Annotated in this window: 18 protein-coding genes and 1 pseudogene; 7 read left to right on the top strand and 12 right to left on the bottom strand. The window is 69.7% G+C overall.

Features of this window, described 5'->3' with window-relative positions:
* Positions 1-41 precede the first annotated feature (41 nt).
* From prcB to arc, 5 genes and pseudogenes are all read right to left on the bottom strand, one after another.
* Positions 42-887: a proteasome subunit beta gene (gene prcB, locus AC07C1_RS28275; protein ID WP_478943455.1), complete on the bottom strand. Its 846-nt coding sequence runs from the start codon at positions 885-887 to the stop codon at positions 42-44.
* Positions 839-1,031 (bottom strand): annotated as a pseudogene (locus tag AC07C1_RS28270) (endonuclease domain-containing protein); the annotation flags it as partial. The pseudogene AC07C1_RS28270 and the gene prcB, both read right to left, overlap by 49 nt.
* A 126-nt stretch (positions 1,032-1,157) precedes the next feature.
* The gene (locus tag AC07C1_RS28265; protein ID WP_356149350.1) at positions 1,158-1,376 is read right to left on the bottom strand and encodes a ubiquitin-like protein Pup; all 219 of its coding nucleotides are present in this window, start codon (positions 1,374-1,376) and stop codon (positions 1,158-1,160) included.
* 172 nt (positions 1,377-1,548) lie between these two features.
* Positions 1,549-3,060, bottom strand: a complete 1,512-nt coding sequence (gene dop / locus AC07C1_RS28260) for a depupylase/deamidase Dop (RefSeq protein WP_478943453.1) — start codon at positions 3,058-3,060, stop codon at positions 1,549-1,551.
* Between the two features lie 233 nt (positions 3,061-3,293).
* A complete protein-coding gene (gene arc / locus AC07C1_RS28255; protein ID WP_478943451.1) occupies positions 3,294-5,060 on the bottom strand; it encodes a proteasome ATPase in 1,767 nt (588 codons plus the stop codon).
* A gap of 519 nt (positions 5,061-5,579) precedes the next feature.
* Here arc and AC07C1_RS28250 point away from each other — a divergent pair.
* Positions 5,580-5,882 (top strand): ferredoxin, encoded by a 303-nt coding sequence (locus AC07C1_RS28250; RefSeq protein WP_478943450.1) that lies wholly within the window; start codon positions 5,580-5,582, stop codon positions 5,880-5,882.
* Between the two features lie 7 nt (positions 5,883-5,889).
* On the opposite strand, the gene AC07C1_RS28245 is transcribed toward AC07C1_RS28250, so the two are convergent.
* The 3 genes from AC07C1_RS28245 to AC07C1_RS28235 all read right to left on the bottom strand — a co-directional run bounded on the left by AC07C1_RS28245 (position 5,890) and on the right by AC07C1_RS28235 (position 9,171).
* A complete protein-coding gene (locus AC07C1_RS28245; protein WP_478943448.1) occupies positions 5,890-6,471 on the bottom strand; it encodes a hypothetical protein in 582 nt (193 codons plus the stop codon).
* 247 nt (positions 6,472-6,718) lie between these two features.
* Positions 6,719-7,621, bottom strand: a complete 903-nt coding sequence (locus AC07C1_RS28240; protein ID WP_478943446.1) for a tRNA (adenine-N1)-methyltransferase — start codon at positions 7,619-7,621, stop codon at positions 6,719-6,721.
* A gap of 38 nt (positions 7,622-7,659) precedes the next feature.
* A complete protein-coding gene (locus AC07C1_RS28235; RefSeq protein WP_478943444.1) occupies positions 7,660-9,171 on the bottom strand; it encodes a site-2 protease family protein in 1,512 nt (503 codons plus the stop codon).
* Between the two features lie 177 nt (positions 9,172-9,348).
* On the opposite strand from AC07C1_RS28235, the gene AC07C1_RS28230 reads away from it, so the two are divergent.
* Positions 9,349-10,350 carry a RecB family exonuclease gene (locus tag AC07C1_RS28230; protein ID WP_478943442.1) on the top strand — a complete coding sequence of 334 codons (1,002 nt, stop codon included), beginning with the start codon at positions 9,349-9,351 and terminating at the stop codon, positions 10,348-10,350.
* An 85-nt stretch (positions 10,351-10,435) separates the two neighbouring features.
* The gene (locus tag AC07C1_RS28225; RefSeq protein WP_478943441.1) at positions 10,436-11,107 is read left to right on the top strand and encodes a response regulator; all 672 of its coding nucleotides are present in this window, start codon (positions 10,436-10,438) and stop codon (positions 11,105-11,107) included.
* Positions 11,108-11,184: 77 nt separating this feature from the next.
* On the opposite strand, the gene AC07C1_RS28220 is transcribed toward AC07C1_RS28225, so the two are convergent.
* The 4 genes from AC07C1_RS28220 to metH all read right to left on the bottom strand — a co-directional run bounded on the left by AC07C1_RS28220 (position 11,185) and on the right by metH (position 19,349).
* Positions 11,185-12,765: an ABC transporter substrate-binding protein gene (locus AC07C1_RS28220; protein ID WP_478943439.1), complete on the bottom strand. Its 1,581-nt coding sequence runs from the start codon at positions 12,763-12,765 to the stop codon at positions 11,185-11,187.
* A 140-nt stretch (positions 12,766-12,905) separates the two neighbouring features.
* Entirely contained in the window at positions 12,906-14,510 is a 1,605-nt protein-coding gene (locus AC07C1_RS28215; protein ID WP_478943437.1) for an ABC transporter substrate-binding protein, read from the bottom strand.
* Positions 14,511-14,943: 433 nt separating this feature from the next.
* Positions 14,944-15,645, bottom strand: a complete 702-nt coding sequence (locus AC07C1_RS28210) for an HAD family hydrolase (RefSeq protein ID WP_478943436.1) — start codon at positions 15,643-15,645, stop codon at positions 14,944-14,946.
* A 188-nt stretch (positions 15,646-15,833) separates the two neighbouring features.
* On the bottom strand, positions 15,834-19,349 hold the full coding sequence (gene metH, locus AC07C1_RS28205; protein ID WP_478943434.1) for a methionine synthase: 3,516 nt from the start codon (positions 19,347-19,349) through the stop codon (positions 15,834-15,836).
* 333 nt (positions 19,350-19,682) lie between these two features.
* Between metH and AC07C1_RS28200 the strand changes: the two genes are divergently transcribed.
* The 4 genes from AC07C1_RS28200 to AC07C1_RS28185 all read left to right on the top strand — a co-directional run bounded on the left by AC07C1_RS28200 (position 19,683) and on the right by AC07C1_RS28185 (position 24,865).
* The gene (locus tag AC07C1_RS28200; RefSeq protein ID WP_478943432.1) at positions 19,683-20,447 is read left to right on the top strand and encodes an IclR family transcriptional regulator; all 765 of its coding nucleotides are present in this window, start codon (positions 19,683-19,685) and stop codon (positions 20,445-20,447) included.
* A 347-nt stretch (positions 20,448-20,794) separates the two neighbouring features.
* Positions 20,795-21,589, top strand: coding sequence for an MIP/aquaporin family protein (locus AC07C1_RS28195; protein WP_478943430.1), 795 nt, complete (start codon positions 20,795-20,797; stop codon positions 21,587-21,589).
* 72 nt (positions 21,590-21,661) lie between these two features.
* The gene (gene glpK, locus AC07C1_RS28190) at positions 21,662-23,200 is read left to right on the top strand and encodes a glycerol kinase GlpK (protein ID WP_478943428.1); all 1,539 of its coding nucleotides are present in this window, start codon (positions 21,662-21,664) and stop codon (positions 23,198-23,200) included.
* A 48-nt stretch (positions 23,201-23,248) separates the two neighbouring features.
* Positions 23,249-24,865, top strand: a complete 1,617-nt coding sequence (locus AC07C1_RS28185; protein ID WP_478943426.1) for a glycerol-3-phosphate dehydrogenase/oxidase — start codon at positions 23,249-23,251, stop codon at positions 24,863-24,865.
* The last annotated feature ends 9 nt before the right edge of the window (positions 24,866-24,874 follow it).

Below are 24,874 nucleotides of genomic sequence, written 5' to 3'. Positions count from 1 at the left end.
TCATGGTCACTGGATCACCTTGATAAGAACCGGGCCCGCACTCAGAGCAGGGCGGCCTTGGGGCCGTCCGGCTCCTGGAGGCGGCCCTGGAGCACCGCGCGGGACAGCTCGGAGGACTCCTCCTCCGTGAGCCGGCGGAAGCCGTCCTCAGTGATCACGGTGATGATCGGGTAGATCCGGCGGGCGACATCGGGACCACCGGTCGCCGAGTCGTCGTCTGCCGCGTCGTAGAGGGCCTGGACCACCAGCGTGGTGGCCTCCTCCTCGGTCAGGTCGCCACGGAACAGCTTCTTCATCGCCCCACGCGCGAAGACCGAGCCGGAACCCGTCGCCGCGAAGTTGTGCTCCTCGGAACGGCCGCCCGTGACGTCGTAGGAGAAGATGCGGCCCTTCTCCCGGTCCACGTCGTACCCGGCGAAGAGCGGCACGACGGCCAGTCCCTGCATGGCCATGCCGAGGTTGGAACGGATCATCGTCGACAGCCGGTTCGCCTTGCCCTCCAGCGACAGCTGAGCACCCTCGACCTTCTCGAAGTGCTCCAGCTCCAGCTGGAAGAGCTTGACCATCTCCACGGCGAGACCCGCGGTGCCGGCGATACCGACGGCCGAGTACTCGTCCGCCGGGAACACCTTCTCGATGTCCCGCTGGGCGATGACATTGCCCATGGTCGCCCGGCGGTCACCGGCGAGCACGACGCCCCCGGGGAATGTGACGGCGACGATCGTCGTCCCGTGCGGCGCCTCGATCACGCCCCGCGTGGGCGGCAGCTGCCGGTTGCCGGGCAGCATCTCCGGCTGGTGCTCGGAGAGGAAGTCCATGAAAGAGGAGGATCCTGGCGTCAGGAAGGCAGCTGGTAGACGCCCGGTGCCACGAGTATTGGCTTCCACAAGTTTCCTTCCACATAGGCCGCAGTCCGGCGGACAAGCCCGGGACGACTCGCCCGACTTGCCGATGGCCGAATTGCAGTCGAAGCACGGTATGCCACGGACCTTACCCGGCTCGTGGGGGTGATCCACATGCCCGGCCAAAGCCTTTCCCGGTGACGAGGACCGCCCGCGGCCCGGACTTCTCCGGCCGCGAGCAGCGCTCCCTCGACCGCTCGTTGGCCACTCACTATCCCCGCGCCCTCGAACCTTGGATTCGAAGGGAAGGGCGCCTTACTGTCCACCCTTTTGCACGAAGGAGCGTACGAAGTCCTCCGCGTTCTCCTCCAGAACGTCATCGATCTCGTCCAGGACGGAGTCCACGTCGTCGCTCAGCTTCTCGTGCCGCTCCTTGAGGTCCTCCGTAGCCTGCGCGTCCTGCGCCTGCTCCTCGACCTCCTCGGTGGACCGCGTCGCCTTCTGCTGGCCGCCGCCGGTGTCCTTGGTTGCCATAACCCTCACCCCGCTCAGTTCGCCTGCCGATCGGTGATGATCAGACCCTACAAGCCGGGTCCGACATCGGCCCCGCAGTTTCCACAACGTGCGGGGGCCATCTCGATGATTCCCGGGCGGTGGGTTTTCCACCCTGTCCGCCCGGGGCGGTACGGGTACCCGCTGACCGCGCTCAGCCGCCTGACAGGACCCTGACCAGGTCTTCCGCCGTCCGGCAGCGGTCCAGCAGCTCCTTGACGTGATTTCGCGTTCCGCGTAGCGGTTCCAGGGTTGGAACGCGCTGCAGCGAGTCCCGGCCGGGGAGGTCGAAGATCACCGAGTCCCAGGAGGCGGCTGCGACGTCGTCCGCGTACTGCTCCAGGCAGCGGCCGCGGAAGTACGCGCGCGTGTCCTCCGGCGGCTTCGTGCGGGCCCTTTCGACCTCGGTCTCGTCCAGGAGGCGCTTGATGCGTCCGCGGGCCGCCAGGCGGTTGTACAGGCCCTTCTCGGCCCTTACGTCGGCGTACTGGAGGTCGACCAGGTGCAGCCGCGCGGCGTCCCAGTCCAGGTCGTCGCGGCGGCGGTAGCCCTCCATGAGCTCGCGCTTGGCGACCCAGTCCAGCTCGCCGGCGAGGCTCATGGGGTCGTTCTCCAGCCGGGTGAGGGTGTCCTCCCAGCGGCTCAGGACGTCCTTGGTCTGGTCGTCGGCGTCGGCGCCGTACCGCTCCTCGACGTACTTGCGGGCCAGCTCGAAGTACTCCATCTGCAGCTGGACGGCGGTCAGGGTGCGGCCGCTGCGGAGGGTGACCAGGCGCTTCAGCGCGGGGTCGTGGGAGACCTGGTGCAAGGTGCGCACGGGCTGGTCGACCGCCAGGTCCACCGCGATGAACCCGTCCTCGATCATGGAGAGGACCAGGGCGGTCGTGCCCAGCTTGAGGTAGGTGGAGATCTCGGAGAGGTTCGCGTCGCCGATGATGACGTGCAGGCGACGGTACTTCTCCGCGTCCGAGTGCGGCTCGTCGCGGGTGTTGATGATCGGGCGCTTGAGGGTGGTCTCCAGACCGACCTCGACCTCGAAGTAGTCGGCTCGCTGGCTGAGCTGGAAACCGTGCTCGTGGCCGTCCTGGCCGATTCCGACGCGGCCGGCGCCCGCGAAGACCTGACGGGAGACGAAGAAGGGCGTGAGGTGGCGCACGATGTCCGAGAACGGGGTCTCCCGCTTCATCAGGTAGTTCTCGTGCGTGCCGTAGCTGGCGCCCTTGTTGTCGGTGTTGTTCTTGTACAGGTGGATCGGCTGGGCGCCGGGGAGCTGTGCGGCCCGCTCGGCGGCCTCGGCCATGATCCGCTCGCCGGCCTTGTCCCAGAGGACGGCGTCGCGGGGATTGGTGACCTCGGGGGCGCTGTATTCGGGATGGGCGTGGTCGACATAGAGGCGTGCACCGTTGGTGAGGATCACGTTGGCGAGGCCGATGTCCTCGTCGGTGAGCTGACTGGAGTCGGCGGCCTCCCGGGCGAGGTCGAAGCCTCGCGCGTCCCGCAGCGGATTCTCCTCCTCGAAGTCCCAGCGGGCCCGGCGGGCCCGGTGCATCGCGGCCGCGTAGGCGTTGACGATCTGGGACGAGGTGAGCATGGCATTGGCGTTCGGGTGACCGGGGACGGAGATCCCGTACTCCGTCTCGATGCCCATTACTCGCCGTACGGTCATGCGGCCCTCCTTGCCCGGCGGCACCCTCGGTCGTGGGCGCCGCTCAAGTACCGCTGGCGCTCCGGTGCGTGTGCGGTGCCCGTCCCCGCACTGCGCGACTCGGCGGTAGGAACGAGCCTAGAACGCCTTTGCGCTGGTGGGGAGATCATTTGCGTCATTGGCTGCTCCGGTCGTGGCCTGAAAAACGCAACGGCTGCGGGTACCCGGTGAGGGCACCCGCAGCCGCCCCGCCGTTACAGGTACTGACCGGTGTTCGCCACCGTGTCGATGGAGCGTCCGGTGTCCGCGCCCTGCTTTCCGGTGATGAGGGTACGGATGTACACGATCCGCTCGCCCTTCTTTCCGGAGATACGGGCCCAGTCGTCCGGGTTGGTGGTGTTGGGCAGGTCCTCGTTCTCCTTGAACTCGTCCACGCAGGCCTGGAGCAGGTGGGAGACGCGGAGGCCCTTCTGGTTCTTCTCCAGGAAGTCCTTGATCGCCATCTTCTTGGCACGGCCCACGATGTTCTCGATCATGGCGCCCGAGTTGAAGTCCTTGAAGTAGAGGACTTCCTTGTCGCCGTTGGCGTAGGTGACCTCCAGGAAGCGGTTCTCCTCGGACTCGGTGTACATGTGCTCCACGGCCGTCTGGATCATGCTCTGGACGGTGGTGGTCCTGTCGCCGCCGTGTTCGCCGAGGTCGTCCGTGTGCAGCGGGAGACGCTCGGTGAGGTACTTGCCGAAGATGTCCTTGGCCGCCTCCGCGTCGGGACGCTCGATCTTGATCTTCACGTCCAGCCGGCCGGGTCGCAGGATGGCGGGGTCGATCATGTCCTCGCGGTTCGAGGCGCCGATGACGACCACGTTCTGCAGGCCTTCCACGCCGTCGATCTCGGCGAGCAGCTGCGGGACGATGGTGTTCTCCACGTCCGAGCTGACACCGGAGCCCCGGGTGCGGAAGAGCGACTCCATCTCGTCGAAGAAGACGATCACGGGGGTGCCCTCGCTGGCCTTCTCACGTGCACGCTGGAAGACGAGGCGGATCTGCCGCTCGGTCTCGCCGACGTACTTGTTGAGCAGCTCGGGGCCCTTGATGTTCAGGAAGAAGCTCTTGCCGGCGGCCTGGCCGGTGACCTCGGCGACCTTCTTGGCCAGCGAGTTGGCGACGGCCTTGGCGATGAGCGTCTTGCCGCAGCCGGGGGGCCCGTAGAGGAGGACTCCCTTCGGCGGGCGCAGCTCGTGCTCCTTGAACAGGTCGGGATAGAGGTACGGCAGCTCGACCGCGTCACGGATGGCCTCGATCTGGTTGCCGAGGCCGCCGATCTGCTCGTAGCCGATGTCGGGGACCTCTTCGAGGACGAGTTCCTCGACCTCGCTCTTGGGCACGACCTCGTACACATAGCCGGAGCGGGGTTCGAGCAGGAGGGCGTCGCCGGGCCGGATGGTGACGTCCAGCAGCGGCTCGGCGAGCCGTACCACCCGTTCCTCGTCGGTGTGCCCCAGTACGAGGGCGCGCTCGCCGTCCTCGAGGATCTCCTTGAGGGTGACGATGTCGCCGACGCGCTCGTACTCCATGGCCTCGACCACGTTGAGCGCTTCGTTGAGCATGACTTCCTGGCCGCGCCGCAGATCTTCCAGCTCGACACTGGGGCTGACGTTCACCCGGAGCTTGCGGCCGCCGGTGAAGATGTCGGCGGTACCGTCCTCGTTCGCCACGAGGAAGACTCCGAAGCCGGCCGGCGGCTGGGCGAGCCGGTCGACCTCTTCCTTGAGGGCCACGATCTGGTCGCGGGCCTCGCGGAGCGTGTTGGCCAGTCGTTCGTTCTGCGCGGACACGCCGGCCAGATTGGTCTGCAGCTCGACGATCCGCTCTTCGAGAATCCTCGTGTGTCGCGGAGAGTCGGCGAGCTTACGTCGCAGGACGGCGATCTCCTGCTCAAGGTAGGCGATCTGCCCGGCCGGGTCGTCGGACCCTCGTCCCGGGCGGATGCCGCGGTTCATGTCGTCGTCGTGGGCTGCCACGGTCCTCACCTCCTCCAAGGGGAGCTGGACGCTTCCAGACCCTACCTGGGTGGGTGTCGATTGAAACCCCTAGATCACAAAGACTGTCAAGGTGTGTCGTCGGTCACCCGGTGCGCTCTCCCTCGCACGGAGGGAATACCCACTCAACGTGAGGTGGAAGCAGCTTGTTCCGTGCGCGGTGCGGCCAAAACCCTTCGCTACTGGCCGGAGTTGCCCGCTGCGAGCCCGATCGACCGATACGGGCGCAGCCCGCGGAGCGCTCGTACGATCATCACGCAGAGCGACGGTGCGGGCGGGCGGTGTCACCTCCGGTCCGGCCTGAAGTCGTCGGACCCGGGGCCGGGGTGCCCCTCTCCTGGTCGGGCGCTCGTACCCGGGGGGCCGGGGTGGAAACCCGGAACCGGGGAACACGGCCGGAAACCGGGCGGAGGTAGGGTCGGGTGTGTTCAACAGCCGCTGGAGCGGACCCGGCTGGCCCTCGCGGCGCCGGGGCCGCCCGGCGAACCGACGGCAGGAGAGATGACCGTGCAGCAGGAGGCCCCGGGGGGCGAGGCGCTGGAGGTCTGGATCGACCAGGACCTGTGTACCGGCGACGGGATCTGCGCCCAGTACGCCCCCGAGGTGTTCGAGCTGGACATCGACGGGCTGGCCTATGTGAAGGGCGCGCAGGACGTGCTGCTCCAGGACCCGGGGGCGACCACGCCGGTGCCCCTGCCACTGCTCACGGACGTGGTGGACTCGGCGAAGGAGTGTCCCGGCGAGTGCATCCATGTGCGCCGGGTTTCGGACAAGGTCGAGGTGTACGGGCCCGAGGCGGACTGAGTCCGGTTCAGACGCTGTGGGCCCCGGCCGGAGTGGAGCGGACGAAGGCGCTGCCCTTCCACTGCCACTTGGCCGGGGTCTTCATGTCGGGGCAGCAACTGGGCACGGCGTCCGAGGAGTAGCCGAGCAGGGTTGCGGCGATCACCCGCGCGTGGAGGGTGAAGTCGGTGACGGTGAGCCGGTCCTTGGGGTCCACGAGGGTGGCGACCACGCGGGCCTTGCCGCCGTCCGCGGAGCGGGTGAGGACGTAGACCCCGTCCGGCGGGGTGCCCATGGCGGCGTCGCAGTGCACCACCGCGACGGTTTCCGGCCTGCCGTCGCCGTCCAGGTCACCGGTGGCCTTCTTCACGACCACCGCCTTCACGGGTCCGCACTCCAGCGGGAAGACCACGCCGGCCGTGCTGGGCGGAGCGGCGGCCGCGGGGGCGGACTTGGTCTGCGGCCCGCTGTGGGACTGGGCGGCCGTGGCCGATCCGGGCTGGACGACGGAGGAGAGGGCCACGACGCCGGCGACAGCGGTGGCGGTGGCGAGCCAGTGGATGGGCCGGGTCTGGGTGTGGGCGAGCTCCGGAACGGCGGATTGCTGCACTAGGAGTGTCTCCTGTGAGGGCTGTGCCGGTGGGGTGGCCAGCATGGTGCCACACGTCACAGTGCGGGGGAACGGCGGGGTCCGGGATTCCCGCAGGCCGCACACCCGCGCGCGTGGGGACCGGACGGGGCGCAGGGGTCGCGGGAGCCCTCCTGCGCTGTCAACGAAGGGGCGCCGTGGCCGAGTTCCCGTCAGTCGGTGGGGAACTCGGCCACGGCGCCCTCGCGTTGTACGCGCGCGTCGCCGGTCAGCGGCCGGCGCCGCCGTCGGCGTTGGGTCCGGCGTAGTCGTCGCCGTAGGCGCCCTTGGCGGGGCGGCGGCGACGCATGGGCGGCTCGACGCCGTCCGCGAGGCGGCGGGCGGTGAGCAGGAAGCCGGTGTGGCCGATCATCCGGTGGTCGGGGCGGACGGCCAGGCCCTCGATGTGCCAGTTGCGGATCATGGTCTCCCAGGCGGTCGGCTCGTTGAAGCAGCCGATCTCCCGGATGGACTCCACGGTCCGGGCGAGCTGGGTGGTGGTGGCCACGTAGCAGCACAGGATGCCGCCCGGGACGAGCGCCTTGGAGACGGCCTCCAGGCACTCCCAGGGGGCGAGCATGTCGAGGATGACGCGGTCGACGTCGGTGTCGGACAGGTTGTCCTGGAGGTCGCCGACGGTGAGCTGCCAGGCGGGGTGCGGGCCGCCGAAGTAGCGCTCCACGTTCTGCTGGGCGATCTCGGCGAAGTCCTCGCGGCGCTCGTAGGAGTGCAGCATGCCCTGGTCGCCGATGGCCCGCAGCAGGAAGCTGCTGAGCGAGCCCGAGCCGACGCCGGCTTCGACGACGCGTGCGCCGGGGAAGATGTCGGCGAAGGCGAGGATCTGCCCCGCGTCCTTGGGGTAGACGACGGCTGCCCCGCGGGGCATGGACAGGACGTAGTCGGGGAGCAGGGGGCGCAGCGCGAGGTAGGCCACGTTGCCGGTGGTGCGGACAACGCTGCCCTCGGGAGCGCCGATCAGTTCGTCGTGCGGGAAGGAGCCCTTGTGGGTGTGGAAGTTCTTCCCGGCTTCGAGCGTGAACGTGTAGTGGCGGCCCTTGGGGTCGGTCAGCTGTACCTGGTCCCCGACCTTGAAGGGCCCGCGCCTGCGGGCGGCACCGGTCGGTTCGGACATGTGAACAGCCTACCGGCCTTTGCCGGGGCCGCCGACCACTACGGCGTGGGCCTGGCCATGGCCTTGACGAAGGCGCGCTCGACGTCCGCGGCGGACAGGACGCCGTAGATCTCGCCGGTCTGCTCGACGACCAGGTACTCGGTGGCCGGGGCGGCGCGCAGGGCGTCCAGCAGTTCCTCGCCCGCCAGCTCGGCGGAGACGCGCATGCCGTCGGTCAGGTCCTGGGCGAGGCCGCTGACGGCCACCCAGGGCCGGCGGTGTTCGGGTACGCCGACGATGGCGGCCTCGCGGACGAGGGAGAGGGGGTGGCCGTCGGCGTCGACGACGACCAGGGCGCGGGCACCGGCGGCGTTGGCGCGGCGCAGGGCCTCGGAGAGCGGGGTGTCGGTCTCGACGGGTACGGCCCGCCGGGTGAGGTTGCGGGCCCGCAGCTCGGGGAGGTGTTCGCGCAGCCGGGCCATGCGCAGGCTGTTGCCGGCGCCGGTCCAGATGATCGCGGCGAGGATGGCGGCGAGCAGGGCGTCGGTGACGGTGTCCATGCCGCCCGTGTCCTCGCCGCCGCCTCCGAGGGCACCGGACTGGTTGAGCAGTGGCAGGCCGATCAGGACGCAGACGGCGAGGGCGCGGCCGACCCAGGCGGCGGCGACGGTGCCGGTCATCGGCTTGCCGGAGATCTTCCAGACGACGGCGCGGAGCATGCGGCCGCCGTCGAGGGGCAGGCCGGGCAGGAGGTTGAAGATCGCCACGATGAGGTTGGAGGCCATCAGTCCGGCCAGCAGCACGCCGGGGACGGTGCCGGGCTCGACGGGCTTCATCGCGAGGTAGAACAGGCCGGCGAGGAGGAGGGAGAGCAGCGGTCCGACGAAGGCCAGGACGAATTCCCGGCCGGGGGTCTCGGCCTCCTTCTCGATCTCGGAGACACCGCCGAAGAACTGCAGCTGGATGCGGCGGACCGGGAGCTTGAAGCGGATCGCGGCGACCGTGTGGGCCAGTTCGTGGACCAGGACGGAGGCGTAGAAGGCGACCGCGAAGAAGAGGGACACCAGGTAGCGGGCGGCGCCCAGCTCGGGCAGCACGCGGTCGAGCTGGCCGCCGAAGACCCAGGTGATCAGGGCCGCGACGAGGAACCAGCTCGGCGCCACGTACACCGGTACGCCGAAGGGGCGGCCCATGAGGATGCCACCGCCGGGTTCCTTGGGCCGCGGCTGGGGCGGCTCGCCCTTGGCGATGCCGGAGTGCGCGAGGGAACGGTGCTCGGAGTGGTCGGGGTGCGGGGCGGCGCCGGGGGCTCGGTCGTCGGCGCCTTCGGTGCCGTGCGCGTCGGTGGGGCCGGGCTCCGGGCGGGGTGCGGCGGCTCGGGATTCCTCGTCACCGTCCGGGGCCCGGTCCGCGCGAGACGGGTCCTGCGGGGGCGCCGGCTGTTCGTGGCGTTCGGACTCGGGCCCGGGGTGGTCGGTGGGTCCGGTCGCCGGGGCCGTAGGACCTGCGGGATGCTCGGCCGGCTCGTCGTTGCCGGACCGCGGCTGCCCGCTCCCGCCGCTCACGTCCACGGTGTCCCCTCGTTCGAAGCGTCTCCCGCACCTGCCGGGCGGAAGGGTCTCTGTCGATGGTATGCGGCCGTGGTGGCACGTTCCGCCCCGGCACCCCTTGTGTTTGCCCCGTGGTCGCCCGGCCGACGCGGGCGGCGACCGGGTCGCTGTCAGTGGTGGGCCGTAAGGTCTGTGGGCATGGACAGCAGCATCGAGGAGGCGGGGGCCGGGCCCGGCGGCGCGGAGGCCCTGCCGGGCGCGGCCGAGCTGACGGGCCCGGCCGTCCCGTCACAGCCCACGCCGCCCACGCCGCCCACGTCAGCCGGGGCGACGGGCCCCTCGATCGCCATAGCCGCCGGTGGGGAACGTGCCGCCACGGCGCCGGCCTCCCTGTCCCCCTCTCGGGCCAGTGACTTCATGCAGTGTCCGTTGCTGTACCGGTTCCGGGTGATCGACCGGCTGCCGGAGAAGCCGAGCGAGGCCGCGACCCGGGGGACGCTCGTGCACGCCGTGCTGGAGCGGCTGTTCGACGCGCCGGCCGGGGAGCGGACCGCGCCGCGGGCCAAGGGGCTGATCCCGGGGCAGTGGGACCGGCTGCGGGAGAGCCGCCCGGAGGTGACCGAGCTGTTCGCCGACGATCCGGACGGCGAGCGGCTGGCCCGCTGGCTGGAGGAGGCCGAGCGGCTCGTGGAGCGCTGGTTCACGCTGGAGGACCCCACGCGGCTGGAGCCGGCCGAGCGGGAGCTGTTCGTCGAGACCGAGCTGGAGACGGGGCTGCGGCTGCGCGGGATCATCGACCGGGTGGACGTGGCGCCGACCGGCGAGGTGCGGATCGTCGACTACAAGACCGGGAAGGCGCCGCGGCCGGAGTACGCCGAGGGCGCCCTGTTCCAGATGAAGTTCTACGCCCTCGTCGTGTGGCGGCTGAAGCGGGTGGTCCCGCGCCGGCTCCAGCTGGTCTACCTCGGCAGCGGGGACGTGCTGACGTACGACCCGGTCCTCGCCGATCTGGAGCGGGTGGAGCGGAAGTTGCACGCGCTGTGGGAGGCCATCGGGCAGGCCACGCGGACGGGGGTCTGGCGGCCCCGGCCGACCAAGCTGTGCGGCTGGTGCGACCACCAGGCGCACTGCCCCGAGTTCGGCGGCACTCCCCCGCCCTATCCGCTGCCGGTCAGCGCGCCCGGGTCCGGCGCCGGGTGAGCCGGGCACCGGGTGCGGAACCCCGGCGGCGCACCGCGGGACACGCGCAGGGCAGAATGGGGCCGGCCTAGCGAAGGAGTGTCACGTGGCCATCCGCGTCCTACTGGTCGACGACCAGCCGCTGCTGCGTACCGGTTTCCGCATGATCCTGGAGGCCGAGCAGGACATCGCGGTCGTCGGCGAGGCCGGTGACGGCCTGCAGGCCCTCGACCAGGTACGGGCCATGCAGCCGGACGTCGTGCTGATGGACATCCGGATGCCCCGGATGGACGGGGTCGAAGCCACCCGGCAGATCACCGGTCCCGGGCGGGACGGTCCGGCCAAGGTGCTCGTGCTGACGACGTTCGACCTCGACGAGTACGTGGTGGAGGCGCTGCGGGCCGGAGCCAGCGGCTTCCTGCTGAAGGACGCGCCCGCCAACGAGCTGGTGCAGGCGATCCGGGTCGTCGCGGGCGGTGAGGCCATGCTCGCGCCGAGCATCACCCGCCGTCTGCTGGACAAGTACGCCACGCACCTGCCCTCCGGCGAGGAACCGGTGCCGGACACCCTGCACACCCTCACCGACCGTGAGGTGGAGGTGCTGAAGCTGGTGGCGCGCGGGCTGTCCAACGCCGAGATCGCGGCCGACCTGTTCGTCAGCGAGACGACGGTGAAGACCCATGTGGGGCATGTGCTCACCAAACTGGGCCTGCGGGACCGCGTGCAGGCAGCGGTGTACGCGTACGAGAGCGGCCTGGTGCGCCCCGGCGCGCAGTAGACCGGCGCGGTAGGACCGTACGACGGCGAAGGGCGCCCCTCCCGCCTGGAGAGGGGCGCCCTTCGCCGTGACCGGCGTCAGCTCTTGCTGAGTTCCCAGAACCGGAACACCGTCGAGGCGTCCAGGCAGTACTCCAGGCCGTAGACGCCGTCGCGGGCCACCGCGTACTGCTTGGCCTGCCAGACCGGCAGGACGGGCAGTTCGGCGGCGACGATGTTCTGCAGCCGGCCGAACTCCTTGTCGGTGGCGCCACGGTCGCTCTGCGCGGCCGTGCCGGGGATGAGGGAGCCGGTGATGGTGCGGTTGCTGTAGTTGTTGCCCAGCACGTTGCCCTTGCCGAAGAAGGGTGCCGTGAAGTTGTCGGCGTCCGGGTAGTCGGGCACCCAGCCCTTGACGTAGACGCCGTACCGGCCCTTGGCGATGTCCTTCTCGTACTGGTCGTAGGCGACCGACTGCACGTCGGCCTCGAACAGTCCGCTGGCGTTGAGCTGGCCGGCGATGGCCTTCAGCTCCTGCTCGGTGGCGGGGCCGTAGCGGGACGGCGTGGACCACAGCGTGAGCTTGACCTTGCCGGTGATGCCGTCGGCGCGCAGAGCGGCGGCGGCCTTGTCACGGGAGGGGCGGGCGCCGTAGGTGTCGAAGAAGGCGGTGTTGTGGCCCGCGATGCCCGCCGGGATGATCGAGTACAGCGGGGTGGCGGTGCCCTGGTAGACGTCCTTGATCAGGGCGTCGCGGTCGATGAGGTAGGCCATGGCCTTGCGGACGCCGAGCTTGCCGGCGACCGGGTCCTTCATGTTGAAGACCAGGTGCTGGACCTCGGCGCTGCTGCCCTCGATGACGTCGACGCCCTTGCTGTCGTCCTGCCGGTCGAGGTCGGCGAGGTCCGTGGCGGCCAGGCCTCGGTAGGCGATGTCGATGTCGCCGTCGAGAAGGGACTGCTTCAGGGCGGTGCGGTCGCCGTGGAAGAACTTGAGGGTGACGCCGGAGTTGTTGACCTCGGCGGTGCCCTTGTAGTTGCCGTTGACCGAGAATTCCGCCTGGTCCTCGTCAAAGGAGTCCAGCTGGTAGGGGCCGGAGCCGACGGCCTTGTGGTCGGTGCGCAGAGCGCCCGCGTCGTACTGGCGGTGGTCCACGATCGAGCCGGCACCGGAGGCGATCTTGCTGGGGAAGGTGGCGTCGGGGACCTTCAGCCGGAAGACGACCGTCTTGGCGTCCGGTGTCTCGACCGTGCCCAGCATCGGGAACATGATCGCGGGACCGGCGGAGTCGTCGATCTTCATCATGCGGTCGAAGGAGAACTTCACGTCCTTCGAGGTGAGGGCGTCACCGTTGCTGAACTTCAGGCCGTCCTTCAGCTCGCACTTGTAGACCATGGCCCGGGTGTCGGTGAAGGTGCACTGCTTCGCCAGTTCGGGTGCGGGTTCGGTCGCTCCCTTGGGGAAGCTGAGCAGCGACTGGAAGACGTTGTTGAACAACAGCCAGGAGCCGGGGTCATAGCCGGATGCCGGGTCCGTGGCGAGGACGTCGTCGGACATCCCCATCACCACGGAGGAGCCGGTTCCCCCGGAACCACCGGTCTCCGAGCCGCAGCCGGTCAACAGGCCGGAGGCCAGCCCCGCCACGATGGGCAGGACTGGCCACTGGTTGCGCATGTTCACTTGAAGTGTGCCTTGTCGTCGGTTCGTCAGCCGGGGCCGCCGTCCTGGCCCCGGGTCCCGGGGCAGCCGTCCCTGGCCCCCGGGTGGGGGGTGCCTCCGGGCCTTGTCGGCGACGCGGCCCTGGTCCCCCCGGAGAGCCGTCAGCCGCTCACACCGCGGCCGAGCTCCCACAGCTGGAGCGTAGAGGAGGAGTTGAGGGCGTAGGCGACGCCCGTGACGTCGTCGCGCGCGGCGACGTACTGCTTGCCCTGCCACAGCGGCAGGACGGGGACGTCCTCGGCGACGGTGTCCTGGATCTCCGTCAGGCTGTTGGCGGCGCCGAGCCGGTCGGCCTCGCGGCGGGACTGCGGGATCAGGGTGTGCTGGATCCCGGTGTTGGTGTACGGGGAGCCGAGGAAGTTGTCCTTGTCGAGGAAGGGCGCGAGGAAGTTGTCGGCGTCCGGGAAGTCGGGGAACCAGCCCATGCCGTAGACGTCGTACTGGCCCTTCCGCTCGGCGGGGCGGAAGGCTGCCCAGGGGTGACCCTGGATGGAGACGTCGAACAGGCCGCTGTTGTTGAGCTGCTTCTGCAGGATCTCGAACTCCTGCTTGGTGGCCGACCCGTAGTGGTCGGTCGTGTAGTGCAGGGTCAGCTTCACCGGGGTGGTGATGCCGGCCTTGTCGAGCAGGCCCTTGGCCTTGTCGACGCTGGGGTTGCCGTACTTGTTGAAGAACGAGTTGGAGTGGCCGGTGAGGGTCGCCGGGACCAGCGAGTACAGCGGCTCGGCCTGGGTGCCGTAGACCTTGGAGACCAGTTCGCCGCGGTTGATGACCTGGGCCATGGCCTGGCGTACGGCCTTGGACTTCACGCTCGGCGCGTCGGTGTTGAAGGCCAGGTAGCGGATCTCCAGGCCCGGCATGTCGACGAGGTCGACCTTGCTGTCGGAGCCGGCGTCCAGCTTCTGGATCTGCGCGGGCGACATGGTGCGGGTCATGACGTCGATGTCACCCTTGTCGATCGCGGTGCCCATGGCGTCCGCGTCGCTGTAGGCCCGCAGTACGACCTTGTCGTTGTTCACCGTCACGCTGCCCTTGTACGAGGGGTTCTTGGTGAAGGTGGCGCTGACGATCGCGTTGTCCTGGACGTCGGCCGAGAAGGTGTAGGGGCCGGAGCCGTCCACCTCGAAACCGTCGCGCAGCTTGTCCTTCTGGTAGTCCTTCGGGTTGATGATGCCCGCGACCGGGGTGGACAGCTTGTACGGGAAGGTGGCGTCGGCCGTCTTGAGGTGGAAGACGACCTCGCGATCACCCTGCGTCTCGATGGTGTCGATGGTGTTCAGCAGGGCGGAGACACCGCTGTCGGCGTTGATGCGCAGCGCACGCTCGATGGAGTACTTGACGTCGCCCGCGGTCACCGGGTCACCGCTCGCGAACTTCAGGCCCGGACGCAGCTTGCAGGCGTAGCGCTCGCTGCCGCTGTCGGTGAAGGTGCAGCTCTCGGCAGCGTCCGGGGCGGGTACGCCCTCTCCCTTGGGCTGGGCCATCAGGGTCTGCACGCTCTGGCGCAGGATGTTCCAGGTGCCGACGTCGTAGGCGTAGGCCGGGTCGAGGGGCGCCGGGGCGTCCGTGGTGGCGGTGAACCGGTCCGTGGTGCCGACGACGATGGCGTCGCCGCCCTTGCTCCCGCTGTCGGATCCGCCGCATGCGGCGAGAACCGGGGTGAGCAGGCCGGCCACCGCCGGCAGCACCAAAGTCTTGCGGTTCATGCGGGAGTTTCTCCAGAGCTGTTCGAGTCCGTGTACCCGACATGCATGGGTGGTGCGGCGGATCACGGGGGGTTGCGGCGATGTTCTCGCGATGAGATTAGTCCGCGCCCGCAGGGGGGTTCACGGCCGCGCGAGTTGACCCCCCATCACGCAGTGGAACCAGGCGCGGACACACCGAAAACCCGACAGCGGCAGGATTAGTGCAGCTTCCCATCAATCGGGACACATGGACCCGGTGAGCGTGGCCGAACCGGGTCGATCAGCACAGTTGGCCGACGCTGTCGAGACCTGCGGGCGTGGGGAACGTCACACTCCCAACTGTGTGGGGAGTCAGTGGAATTCCGGTCGGATGACCGGCTCGGAATTCCACCTGGGTGTACTTCCCCGGAAATTTGTCCAACGCGCCAATGGACTTCGTACGCTCGGTGAACGGCTAGCGCATTTCCGTCATCAGGGCGTGCAGAAATGTCAGGTCGACGTCTTCCAGCGAGGTGACCACGGTGCGCCCGTCGGCCGGCGTGATGGGGGCGATGGAGGGTACGGCGACCACGCGGCAGCCCGCGGCCTCGGCGGCGGCGACGCCGGTCGCGGTGTCCTCGACGACGGCGCATCTGGCCGGGTCCGCGCCGAGCTTGGCGGCGGCGAGCAGATAGGGGTCCGGGAAGGGCTTGGTGCGCGAGACCTCGTCGCCGGCGATGGACAGGTCGAAGTGCTGCGGGCCCAGCACGGTCAGCACGCGGTCGATGATGCGCCGGTGGGAGGCGGAGACCAGGGCGGTGGGGATGGCGTGCTCATGGAGTTCGGCGAGCAGCCGGGCGGCTCCGGGCATCAGCGGCAGGGCATGGCCGATGCGGTCCTCGAAGCCGTCGTTGAGCAGCACCGAGAGTTCGGCGAGCGTGATGTCGGCGCCGGTGGCCTCGATGAGGAAGCCGGCGCTGCGGGTCATGGGGCCGCCGACCACGACGTGCCGCCAGGAGTCGTCCAGGGTGTGGCCGAGGCGGGCGAAGATCTCGACCTCGACGTCCCACCAGAAGCCCTCGGTGTCCACCAGGGTGCCGTCCATGTCGAGGAGCACCGCCTGCAGGGCGGAGCCTTCGGCCGTACAGGTTCCGAGCGCGGGGACCGTGCTGGTCATCCGGGCGCACCTCCTTGAGGGACGGTCAGGCCGGTTCCCGCGCGGGGAACCGGCCTGCAGTGGACCGACTAGTGTACGTCTCCGGCGCCCGGAGCGCCTCGTTTATCACTCGGGTGGAGGGGGTACCCCTGTCGCACCCCCCGGCGTGGGCCAGGAGGCCCTTGGGTATGCGCCGCCCCCTGTCCGGGTCAGCGGGCGTTGAAGTACTTCGCCTCGGGGTGGTGGATCACGATGGCGTCCGTGGACTGCTCGGGGTGCAGCTGGAACTCCTCGGACAGGTGCACGCCGATCCGCTCGGGCTTGAGCAGTTCGGCGATCTTCGCGCGGTCCTCCAGGTCGGGGCAGGCGCCGTAGCCCAGGGAGAAGCGGGCGCCCCGGTACTTGAGGGCGAACATGTCCTCGATGCCGGCCGGGTCCTCGCCGGCGAAGCCGAGTTCGGCGCGGACGCGGGCGTGCCAGTACTCGGCGAGTGCCTCGGCCAACTGGACGGACAGGCCGTGCAGTTCGAGGTAGTCGCGGTAGGCGTTGGCCTCGAAGAGCTTGGCGGTCTCCTCGCCGATGCGCGAGCCGACGGTGACGACCTGGAAGCCGACCACGTCCGTCTCCCCCGACTCCTCCGGGCGGAAGAAGTCGGCCAGGCACAGGCGGCGGCCGCGGCGCTGGCGCGGGAAGGTGAAGCGGGTACGCTCGTTGCCCTGCTCGTCCAGGATGATCAGGTCGTCGTCCTTGGACACGCAGGGGAAGTAGCCGTAGACGACGGCCGCTTCGAGCAGGTTGTCGGTCTGCAGCCGGTCCAGCAGACCGCGCAGCCGGGGACGGCCCTCGGTCTCGGCCAGCTCCTCGTAGGTCGGTCCCTCGCCGGTGCGGGCCTGCTTGAGCCCCCACTGGCCCTTGAACAGCGCGCCCTCGTCCAGCCAGCTCGCGTACTCCTTGAGCTGGATGCCCTTGATGACGCGGGTGTCCCAGAAGGGCGGGGCCGGGACCGGGTTGTCGGTGGCGACGTCGGAGCGGACGTGGCCCTCCTGCGGGCGTTCCTCGACCTCGACGGCGGCGCTGGTACGGACCCGGCGCTGCTTCAGCTCGGGCAGCTTCGCACCCGGCACGCCCCGCTTCACGCCGATGAGGGCGTCCATCAGGCGCAGTCCCTCGAAGGCGTCCCGGGCGTAGCGGACCTCGCCCTGGTAGATCTCGTGCAGGTCCTGTTCCACGTAGGCCCGGGTCAGGGCGGCGCCGCCGAGGATCACCGGGAAGCTGGCGGCGAGGCCGCGCTGGTTCAGCTCCTCCAGGTTCTCCTTCATGATCACCGTGGACTTCACCAGCAGGCCGGACATGCCGATGACGTCGGCCCGGTGCTCCTCGGCCGCCTCCAGGATCGCGGAGACCGGCTGCTTGATGCCGAGGTTGACGACGTTGTAGCCGTTGTTGGACAGGATGATGTCGACCAGGTTCTTGCCGATGTCGTGCACGTCACCGCGCACGGTGGCCAGCACGATCGTGCCCTTGCCCTCGGCGTCCGACTTCTCCATGTGCGGTTCGAGGTAGGCCACGGCGGCCTTCATGACCTCGGCGGACTGGAGGACGAACGGCAGCTGCATCTGGCCGGAGCCGAACAGCTCGCCGACGACCTTCATGCCGTCCAGGAGGGTCTCGTTGACGATGTCCAGGGCGGGGCGCTCGGTGAGGGCCTCCCCCAGATCGGCCTCCAGGCCGTTGCGCTCGCCGTCGATGATGCGGCGCTTGAGGCGCTCGTCCAGCGGCAGCGCGGCCAGCTCCTCGGCCTTGCCGGCCTTCAGGGACTTCGCCGTGGCGCCCTCGAAGAGCTGCATGAGCTTCTGCAGGGGGTCGTAGCCCTCGCGGCGGCGGTCGTGGATCAGGTCGAGGGCCGTCTGGACCTCTTCCTCGCTGAACCGGGCGATCGGCAGGATCTTGGAGGCGTGGACGATCGCCGAGTCCAGGCCCGCCTTGACGCACTCGTCGAGGAAGACGGAGTTGAGCAGGATGCGGGCGGCCGGGTTGAGGCCGAAGGAGATGTTCGACAGGCCGAGGGTGGTCTGCACGGCCGGGTGCCGCTTCTTCAGCTCGCGGATCGCCTCGATGGTGGCGAGGCCGTCCTTGCGGGACTCCTCCTGACCGGTGCAGATGGTGAAGGTCAGGGTGTCGATGAGGATGTCCGACTCGTGGATGCCCCAGTTCCCGGTCAGGTCGTCGATCAGCCGTTCGGCGATCTCGACCTTCTTCTCCGGCGTGCGGGCCTGGCCCTCCTCGTCGATGGTCAGCGCGATCAGCGCGGCGCCGTGCTCCTGGGCCAGCTTGGTGACCTTGGCGAACCGGGAGTCCGGGCCGTCGCCGTCCTCGTAGTTCACCGAGTTGATCACCGCGCGGCCGCCGAGCTTCTCCAGACCCGCCCGGATGACCTCGACCTCGGTGGAGTCCAGGACGATCGGCAGGGTGGAGGCGGTGGCGAAGCGGCCGGCCAGTTCCTCCATGTCCGCCACGCCGTCGCGGCCGACGTAGTCCACGCAGAGGTCGAGCATGTGCGCGCCCTCGCGGATCTGCTCGCGCGCGATCTCCACACAGTCGTCCCAGCGGCCCTCCAGCATGGCCTGGCGGAACTTCTTGGAGCCGTTGGCGTTGGTGCGCTCGCCGATGGCCAGGTAGGAGGTGTCCTGCCGGAAGGGGACCGACTGGTAGAGGGAGGCCGCGCCGGGCTCGGGCTGCGGGTGGCGCTCGGGCGGGGTGAGGTTCCCGACCCGCTCGACGACCTGGCGCAGGTGCTCGGGGGTGGTGCCGCAGCAGCCGCCGATCAGCGAGAGGCCGTAGTCCCGTACGAAGTTCTCCTGGGCCTCCGCCAGACCCTCGGGGCCGAGCGGGAAGTGGGCGCCGTCCTTGGTGAGGATGGGCAGGCCGGCGTTCGGCATGCACAGCAGCGGGATACGGGAGTGCCGGGTGAGATAACGCAGGTGCTCGCTCATCTCGGCGGGGCCGGTCGAGCAGTTCAGGCCGATCATGTCGATGCCGAGCGGCTCCAGCGCGGTGAGCGCGGCGCCGATCTCGGAGCCCAGCAGCATGGTGCCGGTGGTCTCGAACGCCATCGACACCAGCAGCGGGACCTCGATGCCGAGGTTCTCCATGGCGCGACGCGCACCCAGGACGGACGCCTTGGTCTGCAGCAGGTCCTGCGTGGTCTCGACGATCAGGGCGTCGGCGCCGCCCGCGAGCAGGCCCTCGGCGTTGGCCTGGAAGCCGTCGCGCAGCGTGGGGTATCCGACGTGGCCGAGCGTGGGCAGCTTGGTGCCCGGGCCGATGGAGCCGAGGACCCAGCGCTGCCGGCCGTCACCGGCGGTGAACTCGTCGGCCACCTCGCGGGCGATGCGGGCACCCGCCTCGGACAGCTCGTGGACGCGGTCGGCGATGTCGTACTCCGCCATGGCCGCGTGGTTGGCGCCGAAGGTGTTGGTCTCGACGCAGTCGACGCCCACGGCGAAGTACGCCTCGTGGACGGAGCGGACGATGTCGGGGCGGGTGACATTGAGGATCTCGTTGCAGCCCTCGAGCTGCTGGAAGTCCTCGAGCGTCGGCTCCTGCGCCTGGAGCATGGTGCCCATGGCTCCGTCGGCGACCACCACACGGGTGGCGAGCGCCTCTCGGAGCGCGGACGCGCGGGTCCGGTTGTCGGCGGACGGGGACGTTGGCGACGAGGCCATGAAGGTGCTCCCTGGAGTGCGACGGCTGTCGGCTATGCGGTGTCCCGGGCAGGCCGGGATGCCGCACGGCGCCAGCGTAACCGGGAGTCGGCTTGGATGGGCAGCGGCGTCCACGAGGCGGACTCGGGTGGCGCTGGCGCCGCGCTGGGGTCACGTGAGATGTAACAGCTGTCGTCCGACCATTGGCGGGAGGTCGACATGGACCGGTAGTGTTCGACATTGCCGAACGGCGGTAAAAGAGACGTACGACGGGTGTACGACAGCGGTGGACACCGGCGGACGGCGTCGACCGGGCGTTCGTCGACAGTCGAAGGGGACGGAGGCAGGACGGCGATGGCACGGAACATCCAGTCGCTCGAACGGGCGGCCGCGATGCTGCGGTTGCTGGCGGGCGGCGAGCGGCGGCTCGGCCTGTCGGACATCGCCTCGTCACTGGGCCTCGCCAAGGGCACCGCCCACGGCATCCTGCGCACCCTCCAGCAGGAGGGGTTCGTGGAGCAGGACGACGCCTCGGGGCGCTACCAGCTGGGCGCGGAGCTGCTGCGCCTGGGTACCACCTACCTCGACGTGCACGAGCTGCGGGCGCGGGCCCTGGTGTGGACCGACGACCTGGCCCGGTCCAGCGGGGAGAGCGTGCACCTGGGCGTCCTGCACCAGCAGGGCGTACTGATCGTGCACCACGTCTTCCGGCCGGACGACAGCCGGCAGGTGCTGGAGATCGGGGCCATGCAGCCACTGCACTCCACGGCGCTCGGCAAGGTGCTCTCCGCCTACGACCCGGTCGCGCACAGCGAGGCGCTGGAAGCCGACCGCAAGCCCTTCACGGACCGCACGGTGTGCGATCCGGGCGACTTCGAACACCTCCTCGACGTCACGCGCGCGCGTGGATACGCGGCGGACGTGGAGGAGACCTGGGAGGGCGTGGCGTCCGTCGCCGCGCCCATCCACGACCGGCGCCGCATGCCCGTGGGCGCGGTCGGCGTCACCGGCGCCGTGGAGCGGCTGTGCCGGGAGGGCGAGCTGCGCCCCGAACTGATCGCCGCGGTGCGCGACTGCGCCCGCGCCGTGTCCAGGGACCTGGGCGCGGGCCGCTTCTGAGCGCTGCGCGCTCCCCGCGGGAATGACCGGGACGCCGGGCGGCGTCCCGGTTCTCGCCCTACCCTGAAATGGACAAATGGGGCTAGAAGGTACGACAGCACATGAAGAGCGATAACCGACAGCGATCAATAACGATCCTGTTTTCGATAACAGAACTCTTGACGCACGCGTAACGCCGCAGCGAGACTCCCGTCCATCGGTCGGCATTGTCGAACACCTACCGGCAATACGCGCTAGAGTGTGACAACGCCAAGGGCCAGCTCATCGCTCTCATCCCCCGAGGGCGCCAGACCCCCGGAGGGACCCGGGGTACGGCTACCCCTGGACGAAGGACAAAGGAGTCGCGGGTGTCCAGCTCCGACATCTTCATCGGCGAGACCATCGGTACCGCCATACTCATCCTGCTCGGCGGCGGCGTCTGCGCCGCCGTGACGCTCAAGGCCTCCAAGGCCCGTAACGCCGGTTGGCTCGCCATCGCCTTCGGGTGGGGCTTCGCCGTCATGACGGCCGTCTACATCTCCGGACCACTCTCCGGGGCCCATCTCAACCCCGCTGTCACCGTCGCCCTGGCCATCAAGGACGGCGACTGGAGCAACGTTCCGACCTACTTCGCCGGCCAGCTGCTCGGCGCGATGATCGGCGCGGCTCTGGTGTGGGTGACCTACTACGGCCAGTTCCACGCGCACCTGACCGACAAGGAGATCGTCGGCGGTCCGGGTGCGCAGGCCACCACGGCCAAGGCCGTCGAGGCGCAGGAGAAGGGCGCCGGCCCGGTCCTCGGCGTCTTCTCCACCGGTCCGGAGATCCGGAACGTGGTGCAGAACCTGGCCACGGAGATCATCGGCACGGTGGTGCTGATCCTCGCGGTCCTCACGCAGGGCCTGAACGACAAGGGCAACGGCCTCGGCATCCTGGGCGGCCTGGTCACCGCGCTCGTGGTGGTGTCGATCGGTCTCTCTCTGGGCGGCCCGACGGGCTACGCGATCAACCCGGCCCGTGACCTCGGCCCGCGCATCGTGCACGCCCTGCTGCCCCTGCCCAACAAGGGCGGTTCCGACTGGAGCTACGCCTGGATCCCGGTGGTCGGTCCGCTGATCGGCGGCGCGATCGCCGCAGGCATCTACAACGTCGCATTCGCTTAGGAAGAAGCACCGAGGCTTCGCGCACGCGCCGTACGTACAGCCCCATCACCACGGACCTTTCAGGAGCACACAGTGACCGACGCCCACACCGCAGGCCCGTTCATCGCGGCCATCGACCAGGGCACGACCTCCTCGCGCTGCATCGTCTTCGACCGGGACGGCCGGATCGTCTCCGTCGACCAGAAGGAGCACGAGCAGATCTTCCCGAAGCCGGGCTGGGTCGAGCACAACGCCAACGAGATCTGGACCAACGTCCAGGAAGTCGTCGCCGGAGCCATCGCGAAGGCCGGCATCACCCGCGACGACATCAAGGCCATCGGCATCACGAACCAGCGCGAGACCACCGTGCTGTGGGACAAGAACACCGGTGAGCCCGTCCACAACGCCATCGTCTGGCAGGACACCCGCACCGACGCCCTCTGCCGGGAGCTGGGCCGCAATGTCGGCCAGGACCGCTTCCGCCGCGAGACCGGCCTCCCGCTGGCGGCCTACTTCGCCGGGCCCAAGGCCCGCTGGCTGCTCGACAACGTCGAGGGCCTCCAGGAGCGCGCCGAGGCGGGCGACATCCTCTTCGGCACCATGGACAGCTGGGTCATCTGGAACCTGACCGGCGGTGTCAACGGCGGCCGCCACGTCACCGACGTGACCAACGCCTCCCGCACCCTCCTCATGAACCTGCACACCATGCAGTGGGACGAGAAGATCGCCGAGTCGATCGGCGTGCCGATGCAGATCCTGCCCGAGATCCGCCCCTCGGCCGAGGTCTACGGCGAGGTCACCGGCGGCAAGCTGGGCGACCTGCTCGGCGGCATCCCGGTCGCCTCGGCGCTCGGCGACCAGCAGGCGGCCCTGTTCGGCCAGACCTGCTTCTCCGAGGGCGAGACCAAGTCCACCTACGGCACCGGCACCTTCATGGTGATGAACACCGGCTCCAAGATCATCAACTCCTACGCCGGTCTGCTCACCACCGTCGGCTACAAGATCGGCGACCAGCCGACGGTGTACGCCCTGGAGGGCTCCATCGCCGTCACCGGCTCGCTGGTGCAGTGGATGCGCGACCAGATGGGCCTGATCTCCACCGCCGCCGAGATCGAGACGCTCGCGCTCTCGGTCGAGGACAACGGCGGCGCCTACTTCGTACCGGCCTTCTCCGGTCTGTTCGCCCCGCACTGGCGTTCCGACGCCCGCGGTGTGATCGCCGGCCTGACCCGGTACGTGACCAAGGCGCACCTCGCGCGCGCCGTTCTGGAGGCCACCGCCTGGCAGACGCGGGAGATCGCCGACGCCATGGTCAAGGACTCCGGCGACGAGCTGGTGACCCTCAAGGTCGACGGCGGCATGACCTCCAACAACCTGCTGATGCAGACGCTCTCCGACGTCCTGGACGCACCCGTGGTGCGCCCGATGGTCGCGGAGACCACCTGCCTCGGCGCCGCCTACGCCGCCGGCCTGGCCGTCGGCTTCTGGTCCAGCACCGACGAACTGCGCGCCAACTGGCGCCGGGCCGCCGAATGGACCCCCCAGATGGACGCGGAGACCCGCGACCGTGAGTACAAGAACTGGCTCAAGGCCGTCGAGCGGACCATGGGCTGGATCGAGGACGAGAGCTGAGCGGCCCAAGACGGCTCAGACATCTCTGACGAGGAGTAAGTACCCGACATGACCAGTCAGTCCACCCTGCAGACCGTACCTGCCCTGGGGACGCACCCGGCCTCCGGCTCCAACCCGAGCCGGGCCGAGACCAGGGAGCAGCTCTCCAAGGCGTCGTACGACCTTCTTGTGATCGGCGGCGGCATTCTGGGCATCTCCACCGCCTGGCACGCCGCGCAGGCCGGGCTCAGGGTGGCGCTGGTCGACGCCGGCGACTTCGCCGGTGCCACCTCCTCCGCCTCCTCCAAGCTGCTCCACGGCGGTCTGCGTTACCTGCAGACCGGCGCGGTGAAGCTGGTGGCGGAGAACCACTTCGAGCGCCGTGCGGTCTCCCGCCAGGTGGCCCCCCACCTGGCGAACCCGCTCACCTTCTACCTCCCCGTGTACAAGGGGGGGCCGCACGGCGCGGCGAAGCTCGGCGCGGGCGTGTTCGCCTACTCCGCGCTCTCCGCGTTCGGTGACGGCGTGGGCCACCTGCTCTCCCCCGCCAAGGCGGCGCAGGACGTGCCCGAGCTGCGCACCGAGAACCTCAAGGCCGTGGCCGTGTACGGCGACGACCAGATGAACGACGCGCGCATGGCGCTGATGACGGTCCGCGCGGCCGTCGAGTCGGGCGCGGTCGTCCTCAACCACGCCGAGGTCACCGGCCTGCGCTTCACCCGGGGCCGGGTCACCGGCGCCGACCTCAGGGACCGGACCTCCGGTGCGGAGTTCGGCGTCAACGCCCGCCTGGTGCTGAACGCGACCGGCCCCTGGGTCGACCACCTGCGCCGCATGGAGGACCCGAGCGCGGCTCCGTCCATCCGCCTGTCCAAGGGCGCGCACCTGGTCCTCAAGCGCACCTCCCCGTGGAAGGCGGCGCTGGCCACCCCGATCGACAAGTACCGCATCACCTTCGCCCTCCCCTGGGAGGACATGCTGCTGCTCGGCACCACCGACGAGGAGTACGAGGGCGACCCGGCGGACGTGTCCGTCACCGAGGGGGACATAGCCCAGATCCTGGACGAGGCCGCGTTCTCCGTCCGGGACCAGCAGCTCCGGCGCGACCTGATCACCTACTCCTTCGCCGGTCTGCGCGTGCTGCCGGGCGGCCCCGGCGACACCGCCAAGGCCAAGCGCGAGACGGTCGTCACCGAGGGCAAGGGCGGCATGCTGTCCGTCGCGGGCGGCAAGTGGACCACCTTCCGGCACATCGGCCGTACGGTCATGCAGAAGCTGGAGGCGCTGCCGGGCCACCCGCTCGGCGACGACTTCGAGCCGATCTCCTCGCTGCCGAAGAAGCTGCCGCTGCCGGGCGTCGCGAACCCCCGCGCCGTCGCGCACCGTCTCCTGGTCGACAACCCGGCACCGGGTCCGCGCATGGCGGCCGACACCGCCAGGCACCTGGCCACCCACTACGGCTCCCTGGCCTTCGACATCGCCCGGCTGGCCAACGAGCACCCGGACCTGGGCGAGCGCGTCCACCCGGACGCCCCGGAGATCTGGGCGCAGGTCGTCTGGGCCCGTGACCACGAGTGGGCCGAGACGGCGGACGACGTGCTGCGCCGCCGTACGACGCTGACCATCCGGGGCCTGGCCACGGACGAGGTCCGCGCCAAGGTCCAGGACCTGCTCGACAAGAAGTAGGCCACGGCC

The sequence above is a fragment of the Streptomyces sp. NPDC045022 genome (assembly GCF_056432605.1).
Note: the sequence above shows the minus strand (reverse complement) of the source record. Positions and strands in the feature narration are given on the sequence as shown.